The 19,664-nt window shown below is 71.0% G+C and carries 16 protein-coding genes; 10 read left to right on the top strand and 6 right to left on the bottom strand.

Annotated features, from left to right (window positions below):
* Positions 1-97 precede the first annotated feature (97 nt).
* On the top strand, positions 98-895 hold the full coding sequence (locus AB0424_RS14625; RefSeq protein ID WP_366305232.1) for a phytanoyl-CoA dioxygenase family protein: 798 nt from the start codon (positions 98-100) through the stop codon (positions 893-895).
* A 73-nt stretch (positions 896-968) separates the two neighbouring features.
* On the opposite strand, the gene AB0424_RS14620 is transcribed toward AB0424_RS14625, so the two are convergent.
* Positions 969-2,237 (bottom strand): ATP-grasp domain-containing protein, encoded by a 1,269-nt coding sequence (locus AB0424_RS14620; protein ID WP_366305230.1) that lies wholly within the window; start codon positions 2,235-2,237, stop codon positions 969-971.
* 77 nt (positions 2,238-2,314) lie between these two features.
* On the opposite strand from AB0424_RS14620, the gene AB0424_RS14615 reads away from it, so the two are divergent.
* A complete protein-coding gene (locus AB0424_RS14615; RefSeq protein ID WP_366305228.1) occupies positions 2,315-3,514 on the top strand; it encodes an MFS transporter in 1,200 nt (399 codons plus the stop codon).
* A 74-nt stretch (positions 3,515-3,588) separates the two neighbouring features.
* Positions 3,589-4,929, top strand: coding sequence for a nucleotide disphospho-sugar-binding domain-containing protein (locus AB0424_RS14610; protein WP_366305227.1), 1,341 nt, complete (start codon positions 3,589-3,591; stop codon positions 4,927-4,929).
* A 96-nt stretch (positions 4,930-5,025) separates the two neighbouring features.
* On the opposite strand, the gene AB0424_RS14605 is transcribed toward AB0424_RS14610, so the two are convergent.
* A complete protein-coding gene (locus tag AB0424_RS14605) occupies positions 5,026-6,420 on the bottom strand; it encodes an alpha/beta fold hydrolase (RefSeq protein ID WP_366305225.1) in 1,395 nt (464 codons plus the stop codon).
* 309 nt (positions 6,421-6,729) lie between these two features.
* Between AB0424_RS14605 and AB0424_RS14600 the strand changes: the two genes are divergently transcribed.
* The 4 genes from AB0424_RS14600 (at position 6,730) to AB0424_RS14585 (ending at position 12,265) form a co-directional block, all read left to right on the top strand.
* Positions 6,730-7,086, top strand: a complete 357-nt coding sequence (locus tag AB0424_RS14600) for a VOC family protein (RefSeq protein WP_366305223.1) — start codon at positions 6,730-6,732, stop codon at positions 7,084-7,086.
* Between the two features lie 216 nt (positions 7,087-7,302).
* Positions 7,303-9,696, top strand: a complete 2,394-nt coding sequence (locus tag AB0424_RS14595; RefSeq protein ID WP_366305221.1) for an excinuclease ABC subunit UvrA — start codon at positions 7,303-7,305, stop codon at positions 9,694-9,696.
* A gap of 203 nt (positions 9,697-9,899) precedes the next feature.
* Positions 9,900-10,880, top strand: a complete 981-nt coding sequence (gene rfbB / locus AB0424_RS14590; RefSeq protein ID WP_366305219.1) for a dTDP-glucose 4,6-dehydratase — start codon at positions 9,900-9,902, stop codon at positions 10,878-10,880.
* Positions 10,877-12,265 carry an NDP-hexose 2,3-dehydratase family protein gene (locus AB0424_RS14585; RefSeq protein WP_366305217.1) on the top strand — a complete coding sequence of 463 codons (1,389 nt, stop codon included), beginning with the start codon at positions 10,877-10,879 and terminating at the stop codon, positions 12,263-12,265. Before rfbB ends, AB0424_RS14585 begins: the two co-directional genes overlap by 4 nt.
* Before the next feature lie 82 nt (positions 12,266-12,347).
* Here AB0424_RS14585 and AB0424_RS14580 read toward each other — a convergent pair whose 3' ends face one another.
* On the bottom strand, positions 12,348-12,866 hold the full coding sequence (locus AB0424_RS14580) for a carboxymuconolactone decarboxylase family protein (protein ID WP_366305324.1): 519 nt from the start codon (positions 12,864-12,866) through the stop codon (positions 12,348-12,350).
* Positions 12,867-12,960: 94 nt separating this feature from the next.
* On the bottom strand, positions 12,961-13,707 hold the full coding sequence (locus tag AB0424_RS14575; RefSeq protein WP_366305215.1) for a gamma-glutamyl-gamma-aminobutyrate hydrolase family protein: 747 nt from the start codon (positions 13,705-13,707) through the stop codon (positions 12,961-12,963).
* Between the two features lie 255 nt (positions 13,708-13,962).
* Between AB0424_RS14575 and AB0424_RS14570 the strand changes: the two genes are divergently transcribed.
* From AB0424_RS14570 to AB0424_RS14560, 3 genes are all read left to right on the top strand, one after another.
* On the top strand, positions 13,963-14,889 hold the full coding sequence (locus tag AB0424_RS14570; RefSeq protein WP_366305213.1) for an ATP-binding cassette domain-containing protein: 927 nt from the start codon (positions 13,963-13,965) through the stop codon (positions 14,887-14,889).
* Positions 14,886-15,719, top strand: coding sequence for an ABC transporter permease (locus AB0424_RS14565; protein WP_366305211.1), 834 nt, complete (start codon positions 14,886-14,888; stop codon positions 15,717-15,719). Before AB0424_RS14570 ends, AB0424_RS14565 begins: the two co-directional genes overlap by 4 nt.
* Before the next feature lie 274 nt (positions 15,720-15,993).
* Entirely contained in the window at positions 15,994-17,097 is a 1,104-nt protein-coding gene (locus AB0424_RS14560; protein WP_366305209.1) for a ParB N-terminal domain-containing protein, read from the top strand.
* Between the two features lie 16 nt (positions 17,098-17,113).
* Here the strand turns inward: AB0424_RS14560 and AB0424_RS14555 are convergent, their stop codons facing one another.
* On the bottom strand, positions 17,114-17,974 hold the full coding sequence (locus AB0424_RS14555) for an AraC family transcriptional regulator (protein ID WP_366305207.1): 861 nt from the start codon (positions 17,972-17,974) through the stop codon (positions 17,114-17,116).
* 217 nt (positions 17,975-18,191) lie between these two features.
* On the bottom strand, positions 18,192-19,532 hold the full coding sequence (locus tag AB0424_RS14550) for an esterase-like activity of phytase family protein (RefSeq protein ID WP_366305205.1): 1,341 nt from the start codon (positions 19,530-19,532) through the stop codon (positions 18,192-18,194).
* Positions 19,533-19,664: the final 132 nt, after the last annotated feature.

Raw genomic sequence — 19,664 nt, 5'->3', positions numbered from 1 at the left:
TACAACGGAAAAGGCCGCGAACGCCGAAAGAGAGCATTCTGCGATAGGTCGGGGATACGTTCGCGGCCATCCGACGTGAGGAGAGAGGAACAGCGGAATGACTGACACCGAATCCCGTGACCTGCGGGAGAACGGGTTCACCCGGCTCCCGTCGCTGGTGACCGGCGAGGCGCTCGCCCGGCTCCGCGGCGCCGTCGGCCGGCTGGAGGAGCTCGCCCGCGACCGCACCGTCTCCAGCGGGGACTTCGTCCTGGAGGCGCCCGGCATCGGCGGCTGGGCGGCCTGGCAGCAGGGGGCCGGGGCGATCGCCGGGGTGCTGCGCTCGGCCGACCGCATCCACGAGCACGTCCCCGAGTTCGAGGCGGTGCAGCGCTCGCTCGGGCTGGCCGACGGGCCGGTCGCGCGGGCCGCCGGCGGCCGGCCGGGCACCCTGGTCAACGCCTTCCTGTGGGCCAAGCCGCCCGTGGTGGGCTCGGCGAAGCCCTGGCACCAGGACCTGGCGTTCGCGCCGCCCGGCTTCGGCGCCGACGAGCACGGCATCGTGACGGTCTGGATCGCGCTCGAAGCGGCCACCCCGCGCAACGGCTGCCTGGAGTTCCTGCCGGGCTCGCACCTGCTGGGGCTGCTCCCGCACACCGGGGACCGCGAGCGGCTGCCCGGCGAGGCACCGCTGGCGGCGGCCGTCGAGCCGCACATCGCGGACGCGGACCTGCCGGGGACCGCGCCGGAGGCGGTGCCCCTGCCGCCCGGCTCTGCGGTGATGTTCGACGGCCGGGTGGTGCACCGCTCGGCGCCCAACACGACGGCGTCCGAGCCCCGGACCGCCGTCAGCTTCGTCTACCGGGTGCCGCGTCCGGCGTGGACGCGCAGCACACCGGCCGCCGCCCGCGCCTGATGTTCGACCGCGGATCGGCAGCGGTCGAACGGTGGCGGGGTCGGCGGCCGGTCGGGCCGCGGTCGAACGGCGGTCAGGAGCCGTCGAGGGCGTAGAAGCCGACGCCGTCGAGGTGCCGGATGGTGTTGAGGTCGCGCTGCACGACCTCGTCGAGGTCGTGCAGCAGCGTCACGATGACGGGGTACGTGAGGTCGTCGACCGTCCGGTGGATGTCCTGGCCCGGCTTCACCGGGGTCGCCAGGGCGTGGAACCCCTCCAGCCGCTCGATCTCCTCGATCCCCCGGTACTCCCGGAGCACCCCCTCCACCGGGGAGACCATGCCGGCGATCGCGCAGTACCGCTTCACCTCGTACGGGGTGCCGGCGCGGGCGTGGAACCGCTCGGGCCGCAGATACGCCTCGACGGTCCACTCCAGCTGCGAGGCGCCGATGCCGAGCCCGGCGGCGGCCGGGATGCCGCCGCCCGCGATCCGGGCGCCGACCTCGACCAGGCAGGGCCCGTCCGGGGTCATCCGGATCTCCAGGTGCGCGGGACCGTGCCGGATGCCGAGGGCGTCCAGGACCTGGAAGCCGTACTCCTTCAGCGGCTCCACGACCCGGCTGCCGGAGTCGACGAGGGAGAGCGCGTCGCAGAGGTCGACGACCCCGTTGGCGCTCACCCGGCCGGTCCGCCAGACGTCGCACACGTGGTGACGCCCGTCCCGGCTGACGGTGTTCACCATGTACTCGGTGCCCGCCAGGTACTCCTGGGCGACGGCGCCGCGGTTGGGCTGGGAGAAGACGTCGTCGGCGTCGGCCAGGGACCGGTAGGCGGCGACGGACTCCTCCGGGGTGTCGCAGAAGGAGACGCCCTGGCTGCCGGCGCTGCGCGGCGGCTTCACGACGACCCGGCCGCCGAGCGCGCGGTGCCAGGCGGCGAGTTCGTCGGCGTCGGTGGCCCACAGCTGGCGGGCGGCGCGCAGTCCGGCGGCGCGCAGGGTCTCGATCATGAGGTGCTTGTCGCGGCGCGCGGTGCTGAGGGCGGTGCCGTTGCCGGGGAGGCCGAGCCGCTCCGCGAGCAGGTCCGCGAGCTCGACTCCGATCTCCCCGCCGGAGATCACGGCCAGCGGCGCGAACCCCGCGATCGCGTCGGCCGTGGCGTCGACGTCGCCGTCGTGGACGAGGTCGGCGACGAAGTCGCCGGGAACGTGCGGGGCCGACCGGTACACGTACGGGACGTCGCGCGTGCTCTGGACGCGGACGACGGAGCACCCCTGCTCACGGAATTCCAGAACGAGTGAACGGACGGCGGCGTAGGCATCGACCATCACGATGCACGGGCCGCCCTGTGTGGCTGCTGTCATATGTTCAAGATAGACAGACTTCCCCTTGGCCGAAATCCGTTCAGCTCTGCCATCCTCCAGCCCTGGAGGGATGCTTCATGACGTTATTTCCCGCGGCATTTCGGTCGCCTCATTTCACTCCCGCATTGCTGTTCGTCAACACGTGCGGGAGTTTTCTGCTTCTGGTGAGCCTGTCCACCCACGTGGGGTCGGTCACCGGTTCCGGGCTGCTGGCCGGCGCCGTGCTGAGCGCCCCCTGGCTGCCCGCGCTCCTGCTCGCCGCACCGCTCAACCGGCTGCTCGCGCGGCGCGCCCCGGAGCGGCTGATCCGGCTGGCCGAGCCCGCGAGCCTGCTGCTCACCGCGGCCGCCCTCACCGCGCCGGGACCCGCGCTGCTCGCCGTCGCCACCGGACTCGTCCTGGCCCGCGGCTTCTTCGAGGCGGTCACCCGCTCGGCCACCGCGGTCGTGCTGCGCGGGACCGTTCCGCCCGAGCGGCTCGACCGGGCCAACACGATCGCCGAGATCGGCAAGCTGACCGGTCTGAGCGTCGGGGCGGCGCTGGCGGGACCGGCCGGCTCGGTCCTGTCGCTGCGGGGTCTGATCGCGGTGAACGTGGCGACCCTCGCGCTCTCCGCGGTGCTGGCCTGGGCGCTGCCGGGGTCCGCGGGGCCGGCCGCGGCCGGCGCGAAGGCCGAGGGCGGGGCCCCGGCCGACACCCGGCTGCGGGTCGAGGACCCGGTGGTGCGGCGGCTGTTCGCCCGCTTCCTGCTGGTGGCGTTCTGGCAGGGCTTCCACACGGTGGCCGTCACGGTGATCCCGCTCCACCTCCTGGCCGGCGGGACCCGGCTGGTCGGCGTGTTCGTCGCGATGTCGGCGCTCGCCATCTTCGCCGGGTCGCTCGCCGCGCTGCCCGCGCAGCAGTACCTCGACCGCGTCCCGTCGGCCTTCTGGGCCGTGCTGCCCATGCCGCCGCTCCTCGCCGCGGTCCTGATCGGCCGCACGGCGCCGACGCTCGTCCTGTACGCCCTGTTCCTGGTGCTCTTCGAGGTTGCCTTCGTGCACTTCAACAACCGTCTGCTGGCCGCGGCGTCGGCCGAGGAGCTGTCGTCGGTGGTGACGCTCCGGGCCACTCTGCTGCCCTCGGGCGTGGCGGTGTCGATCCTGGTCATGGGGGCCCTGTGCGACCTGGCGGGCCCGGTTCCGGCGGCGCTCGTGGTCGCCGCGGTCACGTTCCTGGTCACCGCCGCAACCGGTGGCACCCGGCAAATCTGGAGAAGAACCGTGCCGGACGCCTGAGCATGATGATCGGGACCGGCAAGGGCGGAGTACCCCCATGAACTCCCCCGGCCCCGACGCTAAGGCGGTCCGTCATGCGCGTTCTCATTGTGCCGTTTCCGTTTAAGACACACCTTTTCAACCTGATTCCCCTGGCCTGGTCCCTGCAGACCGCCGGTCACGAGGTGCGGGTGGCCGGCTGGCCCGACCTCCTCGACGACGTGACCGGGGCCGGCCTCACCGGCATCAGCGTCGGCCCCGGCGAGACCGCGGAGGTGCGCAGGCAGCGCGACCAGCGGGACCAGCGGAAGAAGGCCGCCGCGCCCGCGGCGGGCGGAGCCGGGCAGGGCCCGCAGCAGGGGGGCGGCCTCGACCCGCTCTTCGACGTCCGGCCGGACCGCGACCGGCTCAGCTGGGAGCAGGCCACCCGGGTCTTCGAGAACCTGGTGCTCCCGCAGGCCCGGCGGTCGAACGACACGATGATGGACGACGTCGTGCGGTTCGCCCTCGAATGGCGCCCCGACCTGGTGCTCTGGGGCGCGAAGGCGTTCGCGGGGGCGGTCGCGGCCGCCGCGGTCGGCGCGGCGCACGCCCGGGTGCTGTACTCGGTGGACGTCTACAGCCGCATGCGGGAGGACTTCCTGCACGCCCAGGAGCGGCAGCCCCCGGAGGACCGCGCGGACGGCCTGCGCGACTGGCTGTCGGGCTGGGCGGGGAAGTACGGCGTCGAGTTCTCCGAGGACCTGGTGAACGGCCAGTTCACGATCGACCCGCTGCCCGGGGCGTTCCGTCCCGACGCCCGGCCGACGACCCTCCCGATGCAGTTCGTGCCGTACAACGGCCCGACGGTGGTGCCGCGTTGGCTGGCCGAGCCGCCCCGCGCGCCACGGGTCCTGATGACCTTCGGCGACGCGGTGAACGACGGGCCGGTGCGGCAGCTGCTGCCCGTCGAGAAGATCCAGGAGATCCTCGACTCGGTCGGGGACCTGGAGATGGAGCTGGTGCTGACGCTGCCCCGGGATTCCCAGGAGCAGCTGCGCCGGGTGCCGGACAACACCCGGCTCGTGGAGTCCGTTCCCCTCGCCGACGTCCTGCCGACCTGCGCGGCCATGGTGCACCACGGGGGAACCTGGTCCTTCGGCTGCGCGCTGCGGTACGGCGTCCCCCAGCTGCTCGTCAGCCGGGCGTTCGACGTGCCGCTCAAGCTCCAGTGCCTCGACCGGACGGGGGCGGGGCTCGCCATGAAGCCGGCCGAGGTGGACGGGCCGGGCGTGCGCGCCGCGATCGTCCGCCTCATCGAGGACGAGACCCTCCGGGCCAACGCCCGGCGGCTCCGTCTGGAGGTGCTCACGATGCCCGCGCCGAACGAACTGGCGCGGACGCTGGAGCAACTGGTCGACGCCCACCGGGCAGACGCGGCCACCACCGCGCGCTGACCCGATGGGCGTCGCTCCGGGAGTGCCGTCCCGGAGCGTGGTCCGGAGGGTGCGGGCCCCGCATGTCTCGCTCATGCGGGGCCCGCGCCTGTCCGGTCAGGCGCCGGCCGGAACCGGGTCGGGTGCCGCCGCGCAGGTGGCGTCGACGCCCCACTTGGAGGCCGGCCGGGTGCCGTCCCTCAGGTAGTCGCTGACGTAGGCGTTGAGGCAGGTGTTGCCGTTGGCCGACAGGGCCGCGCCGACGCTGTGGCCGCCCTTCTCCATGACGAAGCGGGAGTTGGGGAAGCGCAGGTGCGTGTCGTAGGCGCCGAACACGCCGCTCGCGGCGTCGAACTCGGGCTGCACGATGAGGACGTCCACCGAGGAGTTGCCGACCTGCTGCGGCGTCTGGGAGGCGGCCGGCCAGAAGGCGCACGGGGCCATGTACCAGGCGTTGTTCCAGGTGAGCACGGTGGTGCCGAGGGCGTACTGGGCGGAGTAGGCCGCGCTGTACACGTTCCAGTCACGCGGCCAGTAGCCGTCGGTGCAGTTGACCGCGTTGGTCATCGTGTGGCGGTTCTGGTGCGGGAAGCCCGGGTCGGAGAAGTTGGCCTTCAGCGAGGTCGGGTCGTTGTTGACGGCGAAGTCCGAGAGGATCTTCGCGCGGTTCAGCCAGATCCAGTGGCGGTAGACGACCGGCTCGAAGACGTCGGCCCACTCCGCCGGGCCTATCTTGCCGTCGATGGGCGCGTCGCGGAGGCTGTTCTGGGCCGCGTAGTACTTCGCCTCGACCTGGGCGGCGGTCGTGCCCAGGTGGTAGACGGAGTCGTACTTGGCGACCCAGGCGAAGAAGATGCCGGCGTTCTGCTCGGCGGTGAAGTTCTTGCCGAGGTGGTTCAGATAGCCGACGCCGCTCGGGCTCACGACGCTGTCGAGGATCATCCGCTGCACCCGGTTGGGGTACATGGAGGCGTAGACGGAGCCGAGGTAGGTGCCCCAGTGGGTGCCGAAGTAGGTGATCTTCTCCTGGCCGAGCGCGATGCGCATCTGCTCCAGGTCGCGCGCGGAGTCCTTGGTGGTGAGGTGGTTGAGCACGTCACCGTACTGCTGGCCGCAGCTCTGGGCGTACGAGCGGGCCCGGTCCACCAGGGCCTGCTCGGCGGCGGGCGAGGCCGGCACCGGGTCCGGCAGCGCGTGGCCGGGGTTGATGTAGGTCGGGTCGCAGACGATCGCCGGCTCGCTGGCGCCCACACCGCGCGGGTCGAAGCCGATGAAGTCGTAGGCGGCGCCGACGTCCTGCGCGAGGCCGGTGGTGCCCTTGGCGTAACGGGTGGGCAGGTCGCGGGAGATCGGACCGGGCCACTGGCCGCGGTGCAGGATCACGACGCCCTTGTACTGTGCGTCGGCGACGGTGTGCTTGGCCCGGGTCAGTGCCAGACTGATCTTCCGGCCTTCCGGGTTGGCGTAGTCGAGCGGCACCTGGATCGAACCGCACTCGAGGCCCTTGAGCATGGCTCCGAGGGTCGGATCGTTTTCCGGACACGGCGACCAGGCCACGCTTGCGGCCGGAGTGGCCGCCTCCACCGCCGCCACCGGGGTGACGGCCGGACCCACCAGTCCGGTCACGATCACCGTTGTGACCAATGCGAGCTTCTTCACGTGATTCCCCTTCTGGATGCAACGCGCTCGCAGCCTGGCAAGGCCCTCTGTAATTCCGGTCAAAGATGGCTGGATTCCCACTTGAGTGAGCAAGAACGGAGAAGCGTTTCGACAGCGCTTTTCCCTAGCATGCGGTCACACGATCCCGACCTAGGAGTGATCATGTCCCACCCCGCCACCCAGGGAATCAAGACGGTGCTCCACCCCGTCAAGGACCTGGCGACGGCAAAGACGGTGTACACCGCGCTGCTCGGCGTCGAACCGCAGACCGACGAGGACTTCTACGTCGGCTTCGACGTCGCCGGACAGCACATCGGGCTGGTCCCGGGGGCGGGCACGCAGGGCATGGCCTCACCGGTCGCGTACTGGCATGTGCCGGACATCGAGGCGAAGTTGGCGGAGGTGACGGCGGCCGGAGCCGTCGTGCAGAACCCCGCCGCCGAGGTCGGCGGCGGCCGTCTGGTGGCCACCGTCACCGACGTCGACGGCAACGTCCTCGGCCTGCTGCAGGAGCGCTGAGACCGGCCCGCCCCGCCGCGTCCGCCCGGAGCTCACCGCCGCACCCCGGCGCCTCCCCCCGTACCGCCCGAATCCCCCTTGATTCCCGCTCGAATTTCCCTCAAGCCCCCCGCGAGGGCAATTCGAGCGGGATTCGAGGGGGATTCGAGCGTGTCCGCCTAAGCTCGCCGGATGGGGCCGGGCAAGGGCGGTCCCATCCGGAGAGATGGAGAGACCATGAGCAAGGACACCGGGACGGACGCGGACTCCAACGAGCCGCACGTCGCCGACCGTCACGACCTGATCCGCGTGCACGGGGCACGGGTGAACAACCTCAAGGACGTCAGCGTCGAGCTCCCCAAGCGCAGACTGACGGTCTTCACCGGGGTGTCCGGCTCGGGCAAGAGCTCGCTGGTGTTCGGCACCATCGCCGCCGAGTCGCAGCGGATGATCAACGAGACCTACAGCGCCTTCGTCCAGGGCTTCATGCCGACGATCGCGCGCCCCGAGGTCGACGTCCTCGAAGGTCTGACGACCGCGATCGTCGTCGACCAGCAGCGCCTCGGCGCCGACCCCCGCTCCACGGTGGGCACCGCCACCGACACCAACGCGATGCTCCGCATCCTCTTCAGCCGGCTCGGCACCCCGTACATCGGCCCGCCCAGCGCGTTCGCCTTCAACGTCCCCAAGCGGGTCGCCAGCGGCGCCATGAGCGTGGACAAGGGCAAGGGCGAGAAGCTCGTCGTCACCAAGGCCGTCTACCACGGCGGCATGTGCGCGCGCTGCGAGGGCCGCGGCACCGCCTCCGACATCGACCTGACCCAGCTGTACGACGAGACGAAGGCGCTCGGCGACGGCGCGCTCACGATCCCCGGCTGGAAGCAGGACAGCTTCTGGACCACCCGGGTCTACACCGACTCGGGCATCCTCGACCCGAAGAAGCCGATCCGCGACTTCACCGCCGACGAGAGGGAGGAGTTCCTCCACGGCGAGGCGCGCAAGGTCAAGGTCGACGGCGTCAACCTCACCTACGAGGGCCTGATCCCGAAGATCCGGAAGTCCATGCTCTCCAAGGACAAGGACTCCCTCCAGCCGCACGTCCGGGCGTTCGTGGAGCGCGCCGTCACCTTCACCTCGTGTCCCGAGTGCGGCGGTTCGCGGCTCAGCGAGGAGGCCAGGTCCTCGAAGATCGGCGACCTCTCCATCGCCGACGTCTGCGCGATGGAGATCAGGGACCTGGCCGCCTGGGTCCGCGGCCTCGACGAGCCGTCGGTCGCCCCGCTGCTCGCCAAGCTGCTGCACACCCTGGACTCGATCGTGCGGATCGGCCTCGGCTACCTCTCGCTCGACCGCCCCGCCGGCACCCTGTCCGGCGGCGAGGGCCAGCGCATCAAGATGATCCGCCACCTCGGCTCCTCGCTCACCGACACCACCTACGTCTTCGACGAGCCCACCACCGGCCTGCACCCGTACGACATCAGCCGGATGAACGACCTGCTCATCGAACTCCGGGACAAGGGCAACACGGTCCTCGTCGTCGAACACAAGCCGGAGACCATCGCGATCGCCGACCACATCGTCGACATCGGCCCCCGCGCGGGCTCCGGCGGCGGCCAGGTGATGTTCGAGGGCTCCCTCGACGGACTGCGCGCCAGCGGCACGGTCACCGGCCGCCACTTCGACGACCGGGCCGCCGTCAAGGACACGGTCCGCAAGCCGACCGGGCACCTGGAGGTCCGCGGCGCCTCGACGCACAACCTCAAGGACGTCGACGTCGACATCCCGCTCGGCGTGCTGTGCGTGGTCACCGGCGTCGCCGGGTCCGGCAAGAGCTCGCTCGTCCACGGCTCGGTCGCCCGCCGGGAGAACGTCGTCTCCGTCGACCAGACGCCGATCAAGGGCTCGCGCCGCAGCAACCCGGCGACGTACACCGGTCTGCTCGACACGATCCGCAACGCCTTCGCCAAGGCCAACGGCGTGAAGCCCGCGCTGTTCAGCCCCAACTCCGAGGGCGCCTGCCCCACCTGCAACGGCGCCGGCGTGATCTACACCGACCTGGCGATGATGGCGGGCGCCGCCACCACCTGCGAGGACTGTGAGGGCAAGCGGTTCGAGGCGTCCGTGCTCGAATACCGTCTCGGCGGCCGTGACATCAGCGAGGTCCTCGCCATGCCGGTCGACGAGGCCAAGGACTTCTTCGGCGCGGGCGAGACCCGTGTGCCCGCCGCCCTGCGCATCCTGGAGCGCCTCTCCGACGTCGGGCTCGGCTACCTCGACATCGGCAGGCCGCTCACCACCCTGTCGGGCGGCGAGCGCCAGCGGCTCAAGCTGGCCACGCACATGGCGGAGAAGGGCGGCGTCTACGTCCTGGACGAGCCCACCACCGGCCTCCACCTCGCCGACGTGGAGAACCTGCTCGGGCTTCTCGACCGCCTCGTCGACGCGGGCAAGTCGGTCATCGTCATCGAGCACCACCAGGCCGTGATGGCGCACGCCGACTGGATCGTCGACGTCGGCCCCGGCGCCGGCCAGGAGGGCGGCACGATCGTCTTCGAGGGCACGCCGGCGGAGCTCGTCGCGAACCGCTCGACCCGCACGGGCGAGCACCTCGCCGCGTACGTCGGCGCGTAGCCGCACCGGCTGATATCAAGGGGTCGGCCCCGGGATTCCTCCCGGGGCCGGCCCCCTTCGGTTTTTCAGCGGTTGAACCCGCAATCTGAAAGATGCCTCTCATCAGGCATTTCTTTAGCGTGAATTGCATGCCATCCGCCCCCCTCATCGAAAAGGGTTAGACACATGCCTCGACCGTTGAATTCCGAATGCGATGTGATCTCATGAGAATCCTCGTCACCGGCGGAGCCGGATTCATCGGCTCGCATTATGTGCGGACCATGCTCGACGGGGGGTACCCGGGCTACGAGGACGCGCACGTCACCGTGCTCGACCTGCTGACGTACGCGGGCAACCGCGACAACCTCCCCGCCGCCCACCCGCGGCTCACCTTCGTCCAGGGCGACATCCTCGACCGGGAGCTGCTGCGCTCGGTCCTCGAAGGCCACGACGCGGTGGTGCACTTCGCCGCCGAGAGCCACGTGGACCGCTCCATCCAGAGCGGCGCCGCCTTCGTCCGCACCAACGTGGAGGGCACCCAGGCCGTCCTGGAGGCCGCCCTGGCCGTCGGCGTCGAGCGGGTCGTCCACGTCTCCACCGACGAGGTGTACGGCTCCATCGACGAGGGATTCTGGACCGAGGAGTCCCCCCTCCTGCCGAACTCCCCGTACGCCGCCTCCAAGGCCGCGTCCGACCTCGTCGCCCTCGCCTACGTCCGCACGCACCGGCTGAACCTGTCGGTCACCCGCTGCTCCAACAACTACGGGCCGTACCAGCACCCCGAGAAGTTCATCCCGCTCGCCGTCACCAACCTCCTGGAGGGACGGCGCATCCCCGTCTACGGGGACGGACAGCAGATCCGCGAGTGGCTGCACGTGGACGACCACTGCCGCGCCATCCAGCGGGTGCTCACCGCCGGCCGGGCCGGCGAGGCGTACAACATCGGCTCCGGCTCCTCCGTGCCCAACCTGACGCTGGCCCACCGGCTCGTCGAGCTCTGCGGCGTCGGCACGGACATGATCGACCACGTCGCCGACCGCAAGGCGCACGACCGGCGCTACGCCCTCGACCAGACCAAGATCGAGGAGGAGCTCGGCCACCGGCCGCTCACCTCCTTCGACGAGGGACTGGCGGCGACCGTCGCCTGGTACCGCAACAACCCGCAGTGGTGGAAGCCCGTCAAGGAGAGCGGTGGTCGGCCGTGACCGTGCAGACTCGACTGGTCCCCCGTCACCGGGCCGGGATATCCGAGCGCCTCGCGCTCTCCGCGGCGACCGCCGAGGGCGTCCACATCGCGACGGCGGAGGTGCCCGCCTGGCTGGACTTCCACCGGGTGACCTGCGGGACGGCGATCCGCCGCATCCCCTTCGCCGAGCTCGACCACTGGTCCTTCGCACCGGACACCGGCGACCTGCGGCACAGCAGCGGCAAGTTCTTCACCGTCGAGGGCCTGCACGCCGTGCGGCCGGAGGGCGAGTGGCAGCAGCCGATCATCGTCCAGCCGGAGATCGGCATCCTCGGCATCCTGGCCAAGGAGTTCGACGGCGTCCTGCACTTCCTCATGCAGGCGAAGATGGAGCCGGGCAACCCGAACCTAGTGCAGCTCTCCCCCACCGTGCAGGCCACCCGCAGCAACTACACGAAGGCCCACGGCGGGGCGGAGGTGAAGTACCTGGAGCACTTCCTCGACCCGGACCGCGAGACGGTGCTCACCGACGTCCTGCAGTCCGAGCACGGCGCCTGGTTCTACCGGAAGCGCAACCGCAACATGATCGTCGAGGTGACCGGCGACGTCCCCGCCGACGAGGACTTCCGCTGGCTCACGCTCGGCCAGATCGTGGCGATGCTCCGCCTCGACAACGTGGTGAACATGGACGCGCGCACCGTCCTGGCCAGCGCCCCCATGGCCCCGCCCGAGGTGGGGGCGCTCGCCTCCGACGCCGACCTGCTGGCCTGGTTCACGGGCGAGCGGGCCCGCCAGGACATCCACACCCGCCGCATGCCGCTGCGGGAGATCGCCGGCTGGCGGCGCGACGAGCACTCCGTACGCCGCTGGGACGGCCGGTTCTTCCAGGTCGTGGCGGTCTCCGTGGAGGGCGCGGGCCGCGAGGTCGCCGGCTGGACCCAGCCGATCATCGAGCCGGTCGGCCAGGGCATCGTCGCCTTCGCCCGCCGGGTGTTCGACGGCGTCCCGCACGTCCTCGTGCACGCGCGCGTGGAGGGCGGTTTCCTCGACACGGCGGAGCTCGCGCCGACCGTGCAGTACGTCCCCGAGAACTACGACCACCTGCCGGCGGAGCACCGCCCGCCGTTCCTGGACGCCATCCTCGGCGCCGCTCCCGAGCGGGTGCGCTATTCCACGGTCCACTCCGAGGAGGGCGGCCGCTTCCTCAACGCCGAGAGCCGCTACCTGATCGTCGACACCGACGAGGACACCACACCGGCCGTGCCGCCCCCGGGATACCACTGGGTCACCGCGGGACAGCTGAACTGGCTCGCCGGACACAGCCGTTACGTGAACGTCCAGGCGCGTACGCTGCTCGCCGTCCTCACGGTGAACGCGGCCGGCCGCACCCCGCTCTCCCCCTGATCCCGCACAAAGCATCAGGCCCTGTTCGGTGGGACTTCCACCGGACAGGGCCTGATTGCGAATGCCTGGAAAGAAAAGCGAGTCAGGACGAGGAGGTCGAGGTCTGCGCCTGGGCCTGCGCGAGACGGGACGTCATCGGGGTCCACTTCTTGGGGTTGATGCGCCAGTCCACGGGCTCCTGCTTCGTGGCGACGTTGACGCGGTTCCACAGGTTGACCAGACCGATGTGGAGGACGATCGCACCGAGCTCGACCTCGTTCCAGTGCTTGGCGGCCTCCTCCCAGACCTCGTCCGACACGGGCTCGACCCGGTCGTTGATGCGGGTGGCGGCCTCGGCCAGCGCCAGGACGGAACGCTCGGCGTCGGTGAAGCAGTCCTGCTCGCGCCAGGTCTCCACCACCGGCAGACGGTGGTCCTCCTCCCCCGCGGCCTCGAACTCGGCCTGCTTCTTCGGGATCTGGACCGGACGGCCGTTGATCTGGCTCACCCGCAGGTGGATGAGCACGAGCGTCTGCAACGGCACACCGACGCTGTTCACGGCCTTGACCAGTGCGCGCATGGGCGGCAGAACATCGGGAACGACCAGCGACGGGTTAGGCATCCGCGGCGACATCTGTAATTCTCCTTCGGATCGGGATCAGATAACAGCTTGCCCACCGGGCAGCCTTTTCTCAAGTATTCCGAATTTCGACGGATCAGTTGCTTTTCCGGCTTACTGCGGCTTGTACGAGTGCTTCGTGGAGCCGGGTGTCGGGGGTGTGTCCGGACTCCCATTGCACGCCTATCGCGAAAGGGTGGTCCGCGACTTCGACGGCCTCGACGGTGCCGTCGTGGGCCCGGCCGGTGACGGTGAGGCCGGCGCCGAGCCGGTCCACCGCCTGGTGGTGGTGGCAGGCCGTCTCCGGCTCGTCCTCGTCGAGGACGCCGGCGATCCGGCTGCCGGGCGTGAGCTTCAGCGGGTGGCGGCCGAGCGTGAACGTGGGAGTCCGCGGCTGGTGCTCGTCGTGACCCGTGATCTCGGGCAGGTGCTGGTGCAGGCTGCCGCCGTGCAGCACGTTGAGCAGCTGCATCCCGCGGCAGATGGCGAGGACCGGCAGACGGGCCTCCAAAGCGGCCCGGACCAGAGCCAGTTCGGCCCGGTCGGCATCCGGGCTCATGGCCCGGGTCACCGGGTGGGCGGTCTCACCGTACAGCGCCGGATCGAGATCCGGTCCGCCCGGGACGAGGAGGCCGTCGATGCGGTCGACGAGGCCCTCCGAGCCGGGCAGCAGCGGGATCAGGAGGGGCGTGGCGCCCGCCTGCGACAGGTAGGCGACGTGCGCCTGGAGGGCGAGACTGACGAGCATGTCACTGCCCTGGAGCGTGACCGGCGCGGTCCTCGCGCAGATCCCGATGACCGGCCGGCCGGCGGCGGGCACCGGACCGTTCACGTCTGAATTCATGACCACCCTCATGGGTTCCGTGGGTTCCGTTGGTTCCGTCGACTGCCGTTCAACTGAGGAAATCGAGCAGATGGAACAAGCGCCCGGCCCGAACAGCCGGCCCGGACAAAATTGCCACGACGGAGAAACGCAGACCAACGTTCAACAGCGGCCCCGCAGGGGCCTACTGAACACAATTCGATCCTGGTACCAAGGTGTGCGGGGAGTGTGCCACCCCCTGCTCAAGAATCTCTCGCAGACCAAATGAGGTAACCCATGATCGAAGCCAAGAACCTCACCAAACGCTACGGTGACAAGACCGCTGTGAACGGTCTCTCGTTCACGGTCGAGCCCGGACGCGTCACCGGCTTCCTGGGCCCGAACGGCGCGGGGAAGTCCACCACCATGAGACTTCTCCTCGGCCTCGACCGGCCCGACGGGGGCGAGGCGACCGTCGACGGCATGCGGTACAGCGACCTCCCGCAGCCGATGCGGGTGGTCGGCGCGCTGCTGGAGGCGCGGGCCGTCCACACCGGCCGCAGCGCCTACGACCACCTGCTCTGCCTCGCCCAGACCCAGGGCTTCGGCAGGCGCCGGGTCCAGGAGGTCATCGACCAGGTCGGCCTGACGCCGGTGGCCCGCAAGCGGGCCGGCGGCTTCTCGCTCGGCATGGGGCAGCGGCTCGGCATCGCCGCCGCCCTGCTCGGCGACCCCGCCGCGCTGGTTCTGGACGAGCCGGTCAACGGCCTGGACCCGGAGGGCATCCTCTGGATCCGGAACCTGATGAAGTCCCTCGCGGCCGAGGGCCGTGCGGTCTTCGTCTCCAGCCACCTGATGAACGAGATGGCCGTCACGGCCGACCACCTCATCGTCATCGGGCGCGGCCGGCTCGTGGCGGACTGCTCCACCCAGGAGTTCATCGAGCGCAGCACCGAGCAGTCCGTCCTGATCAAGACCCCTGACCGGGAACGGCTCGCCGCGCTCCTGAGGAGCCACGGCGGGACCGTCACCGACACCGAGGAGGGCGACCTGGACGTCGTCGGCATCGAGGCCCCCCGCATCGCCGAACTGGCCGCCGCCGGCGGCCTGGTGCTCCACGAGCTCTCCACCCGCCGTGGTTCGCTGGAGGACGCCTTCATGGAACTGACCAAGGACGCCGTCGAGTACGACGCCGGCCTGCGCACCGCCGGAGGTGTGAAGTGACCACCGCGACCGCACCCGCGACCGTCCCCGTCGCGGGCTCCCACAAGCCGACCTTCGGGCGGCTGATGCTGTCGGAGTGGACGAAGATCCGCTCCGTCCGCTCCACGGTCTGGTCGCTCGCGATCCTGGTCGTGGTCACGTTCATCTTCACGGCGCTCTTCATCCAGATGGGCGTCGCGAACTGGGACAAGACCGATCCGGCGCAGCAGGAGGCCATGCGCCTCGACCCGACCGGCACCATCCTCGGCAGCGGCATCCTGATCGGCCAGCTCGCGGTCTGCGTGCTGGGCGCGATGGTCATCGCCTCCGAGTACTCCACCGGCATGATCCGTGCCAGTCTGCTCGCGGTGCCCAAGCGGACACCGGTGCTGCTGGCCAAGGCCGCCGTCTTCGGGCTCCTCGTGCTCGCCGTGGGCGAGGTGACCGCGTTCGGCTCGTTCCTCATCGGCGCGCCGATGCTCGACGGCAAGGCGCCCGTCTCCCTGGGCGACCCGGGCGTCCTGCGGGCCGTCATCGGCTGCGGGTTCTATCTGTCCCTTCTGGGCCTGTTCGCCCTGGCGGTCGGTGCCGTCATCCGCCACACGGCGGCGAGCATCACCGGCGTCATCGCGTTCGTCCTGGTGCTCGCGCCGATGGCCAGGCTGCTGCCCGGTACCGTCGGTGAGCACGTGCACGCCTACCTCCCCACCGAGGCGGGCTTCCTCGTCACCCAGCAGCACTCCCGAGTGGACGACCTGCTCGGCCCGTGGCAGGGCCTCGGGGTGCTCGCGCTCTGGACCGCCGTCCTGCTCGCCGTCGCCGCCGTGCTGCTGCGCCGCCGGGACGCCTGACCCCTCCCGAACACCGTGGGTGCCCGCCGATCAGGCAGGTACCCGCGGTGTCGTGTTTCCAGGCGGCGTCCACCTTTCCTCGACTGGGCCTGAAGACCCCCCTGCGACGCTCGACGGCAGCGGCAGCAGAAAGGGAGTGAAGGGAATGGCTCAGAGCAGTGGGCAAGCCGTTTTGATCACGAGTGCGTTCAGCCCCGTCAGATCGGAGAGCACCGAAGCAGCGACCCGCAGCGAATTCGATCTCAAGAACTTCGAGAAACTGCCGGCACGCGACGTGCCCGTCAGTGCGCTGTCGCCCGGCGTCTCCCTGCGCCAGAGCGGTACGGACGCCGCTCACATCCAGCTTCTCGTCGACGCGGCGGGATCGGCGGAACTCCCGCCCATTCTGGTCCAGATGGACGGCTACCGCATCATCGACGGTCTGCACCGCCTGGAGGCCGCGAGGCTCCGCGGCGATGTCAGCATCAAGGCGCGTTTCCTCGACTGTTCGAATTCCGAGGCGCTCGTCATCGCCATGAAGGCGAACGGCTCGCACGGACTCCCGCTGTCGAAGGCCGACCGGGTGTCCGGGGCGCAGCGCGTCCTGAGCTCCCACCCCGACTGGTCCGACCGGGCCATCGCCGGCATCACCGGTCTGAGCGCCAAGACGATCGCGTCGCTGCGCGACCGGTCGTCGGACGGGGCGCCGCTGGACGGCAAGCGCATCGGCCGGGACGGCAGGCGGCGTCCGGTCGACGCCGGCGAGGGCCGGCGGCGGGCCGCCGAGTACATCACCGCCCACCCCAACGCCCCGCTGCGTCAGGTGGCCCGGGAGACCGACGTGTCGCTGGGCACGGTCCACGACGTGAGCGCGCGGCTCCGCAGGGGCGACAGCCCCGAGCGGGACGGCCGCCAGACGCCGGCCGCGCGGCCGGAGCCGGTACAGCCCGTGCGGTCGGTGCAGTCCGTACGGCCCGTACAGGTCGTCCCCGCGGTGCAGTCGGTGCCGACCGTGCGGCAGACGGTGCGCCACCCGGGCGAGCCGCTCCGGCCGTCCGGCGCGGCGGCGTGCGGCACGGCCCGCGGGCCGCTGCGGGTGGCCCCGCACCCCGACGCCGTCCCGGCCCCGCGCCGCAACCACACGGAGGCGCCGCCCGCGTGGGCGACGGTGGCGGCCAAGATGGCCACCGACCCCGCCATCCGGTACAACGCGGGCGGCCGTGAGTTCCTCCGGTGGATGCAGCTGCACGCCACCGACCCCGACGAGGACTGGCGTGAGCTCGTCGACGCCGTCCCGCCGCACTGGCTCGGCGTCATCGCGCCGATCGCCGAGCGCATCAGCCGGGAGTGGAGCCTTCTGGCCGAGCAGCTGAAGACCAAGCAGGACATGGTGCCTTGACCCCGCTGCCCCGTGCTCACGAGGCCGTCGGCGCCGGAGCCGCGTTCGCCACCCTGAGGTGGCCCGCGGCCTGGCGCCGCGCGCCCGTCTCCGGGGCCGGGCCGACCGAGGCGCACCCCGGGTGGGGGACGCCGTCGGCCGGCGGTTCGAGCTCGGGCAGCGCCAGCAGGACCGGCGGGTCGGCCGGCCTGGCCGGGCGCAGCCGTACCGCGGCGCTGGTGACGGTGTCGGCGGTGACGGTCACGGTCTTCGGTCCGTGCCCCCCGACGAGCGGGGTCCGCTCCGTGCCGGGTTCGGGTCCGAGGCCGTCGGCGACCGCCACGGCCAGCAGGTACCAGCTGCCCTCGGGGACGTTCTTCAGCGAGTAGCAGGACGGCCGTCCGCTCGGTACGTCGATGACGCCGGAGGCGACCGACGGGTGCTGGACGATCGGCGTGCCGAAGGCCCCGAGGAACACCCGGGCGTTGCCGTGGCCCGCGGGCAGGCTGATGGTGCCCGCGATGGTCCCGTACCCCGTCCACGCCGTCGGCTCCGGGCCCGGCAGGGCCTCGCCCCCGTCCCGTGCGAGCCGGCGGAACCGGCTGGGTGAGACGCCGACGCTGGCCGTGAAGGAATTGGTGAAGGAACCCAGGCTGTTGTAGCCGACCGCATAGGAGATGTCGGTGATGCTCATCGACGTCGTCTCGATGAGCCTCTTCGCCTGGTAGATACGGATCGCGGCCAGGAATCTGCCGGGCGTGAGCCCGGTCTCCTCTTTGAACAGCCGCGTGAAATAGAAACGGCTGAGCAGAGCGCTTTCGGCGATCTCCGTGAGGGTCAGCGGTTCGCCGTACCGCTCCCGGATGCACTCGATCGCCCTTTCTACTGCTGTATCCATATGCACCTCACTACGTATCGACCCACGTAGCAGTGTGGTCCTCGGATATCGCGCTGCGCTCGGGTATCGCTAGGGAACCGGTCGAGTTTTGTTCACCGTATTTGCGCGGAGCCGTCGCTTCCTGTTGGCTGGCGGCGGGACCTCCGTGTTCTCTTCCAAAAGACCCGTGCCCCGGCCGTGGAAGGCCGGGGCACGGGTCTTTCTCCGGTGCGGTGGATCAGCGGACGGGACGGTCCAGTCGCACCCGTACGAGGGTGGTCTCCACGTCGCTGTCGACGAGTCGGCCGGCCGCGTCGAAGGCCGCGGGGCCGTCGCTCATGCCGAAGTCGTTGTCGTTGAGCAGGACCAGCGTGGAGGAGCCTTCGAGGGCGATCCCCTCGATCTTGCCGGGGACGCCGGGGACCTTGTTCAGGTCGACCACCAGGCGCTTGCCGAGGACCGGGACGGCGGCGGCGCCCCGGTCGTCGAGCTGCTCCAGGGTGGGGGTGGCGGCGGTGTCCCAGGAGGTGCCGAGGATGTCGGAGCCGCGGCGCAGCCGCACCTCGTACACGCGGGCGGCCTTGTCGGTGCGCTCCTGGACGAGGAGGCGGTCGCCGCCGAGCGCGACGAGCGCGGAGATCTTCAGCTCGGAGGTCTTGGTCTGGCCGGGCTCGACGTCGCCGACGGCGTCGAAGCGGTAGGCGTACTCGGCGGTGACCCGGTTCTTGCGGGGCGAGAAGCGCAGCAGCCGCGTGGTGCGGGACTCCTCGCCCGCGACCTTGTCGGGGTTGAGCAGCGGGCTCTGCAGGGCCATGACGAGGTCGCCGTCGGGCAGCAGGGCGAGCCCCTCGAAGCCGCGGTTGACCTTGCGCTGCAGGAAGATCGAGGGCAGCGACTCGACGACCGGGTAGCCGGCGCCGGTCAGTCCGAGGCCCCGGGGGACGTGCCGGGCGAGGACCCGGCCCTTCGCGGAGACGTGCACGAGCGAGGGCCCGTACTCGTCCACCAGCCAGAAGCTGCCGTCCCGGTCCCGGACGACGCCCTCGGTGTCCAGGCCGTCGGGGTTGTACCCGAGCGGCGTCGAGGCGTCGTAGGTGTAGGGGGCCTCGTCGCGGCCCGGCTGGTTGGGCAGCCCGGTCACGGGGGCGCCGGAGGCGTTGGTGAGCGGGATCGACGTGAGGACCTGGATCCGGCCGCCGACGGCACGGATCTTCACCAGCGCCGGGTCGAAGCCGGGCACGGGGAAGGTGCGCCGCTTGTCCTTGCCGACGGCTATCTGCCCGTTGGGGCCGCGGTCCGTCACCGTCCAGTACTCCCCGCGCCGTTCGGCCGGGTACAGGTCGCTGCCGATGCCGCCGAGGTCGACGCCCCGGTCGTCCGGGACGCTGCCGGGCACCAGCCGGTTGCTGAAGGCGGCCAGCGGGATGTCGGGCAGGGTCGCGGTGGACACGACCCTCGGCGCGGAGGGGCCGTGGTGCGCCGGCGTCGCGTCGGCCGTCCCCACGATCACCGACAGCGCGAGCGCGGCGGAGAGCGGAAGGACGACGCGGGCGGGCCGGCGCAGGAGGCGCGGATTCATCAGAACTCCCTGGAGTGCATGGAAAGTCGCCGGTGAGGGCGGCCCCATGGTCCAGTCCTGCGCGCAACTCCGGGCAACGCGTTCACGACAGGGGGGCGAGCCCTGGGTGAACGCGCGTGTCCGGAAACCGAC

This window comes from Streptomyces sp. NPDC051180 (assembly GCF_040689545.1).
Taxonomy (GTDB): domain Bacteria; phylum Actinomycetota; class Actinomycetes; order Streptomycetales; family Streptomycetaceae; genus Streptomyces.
Note: the sequence above shows the minus strand (reverse complement) of the source record. Positions and strands in the feature narration are given on the sequence as shown.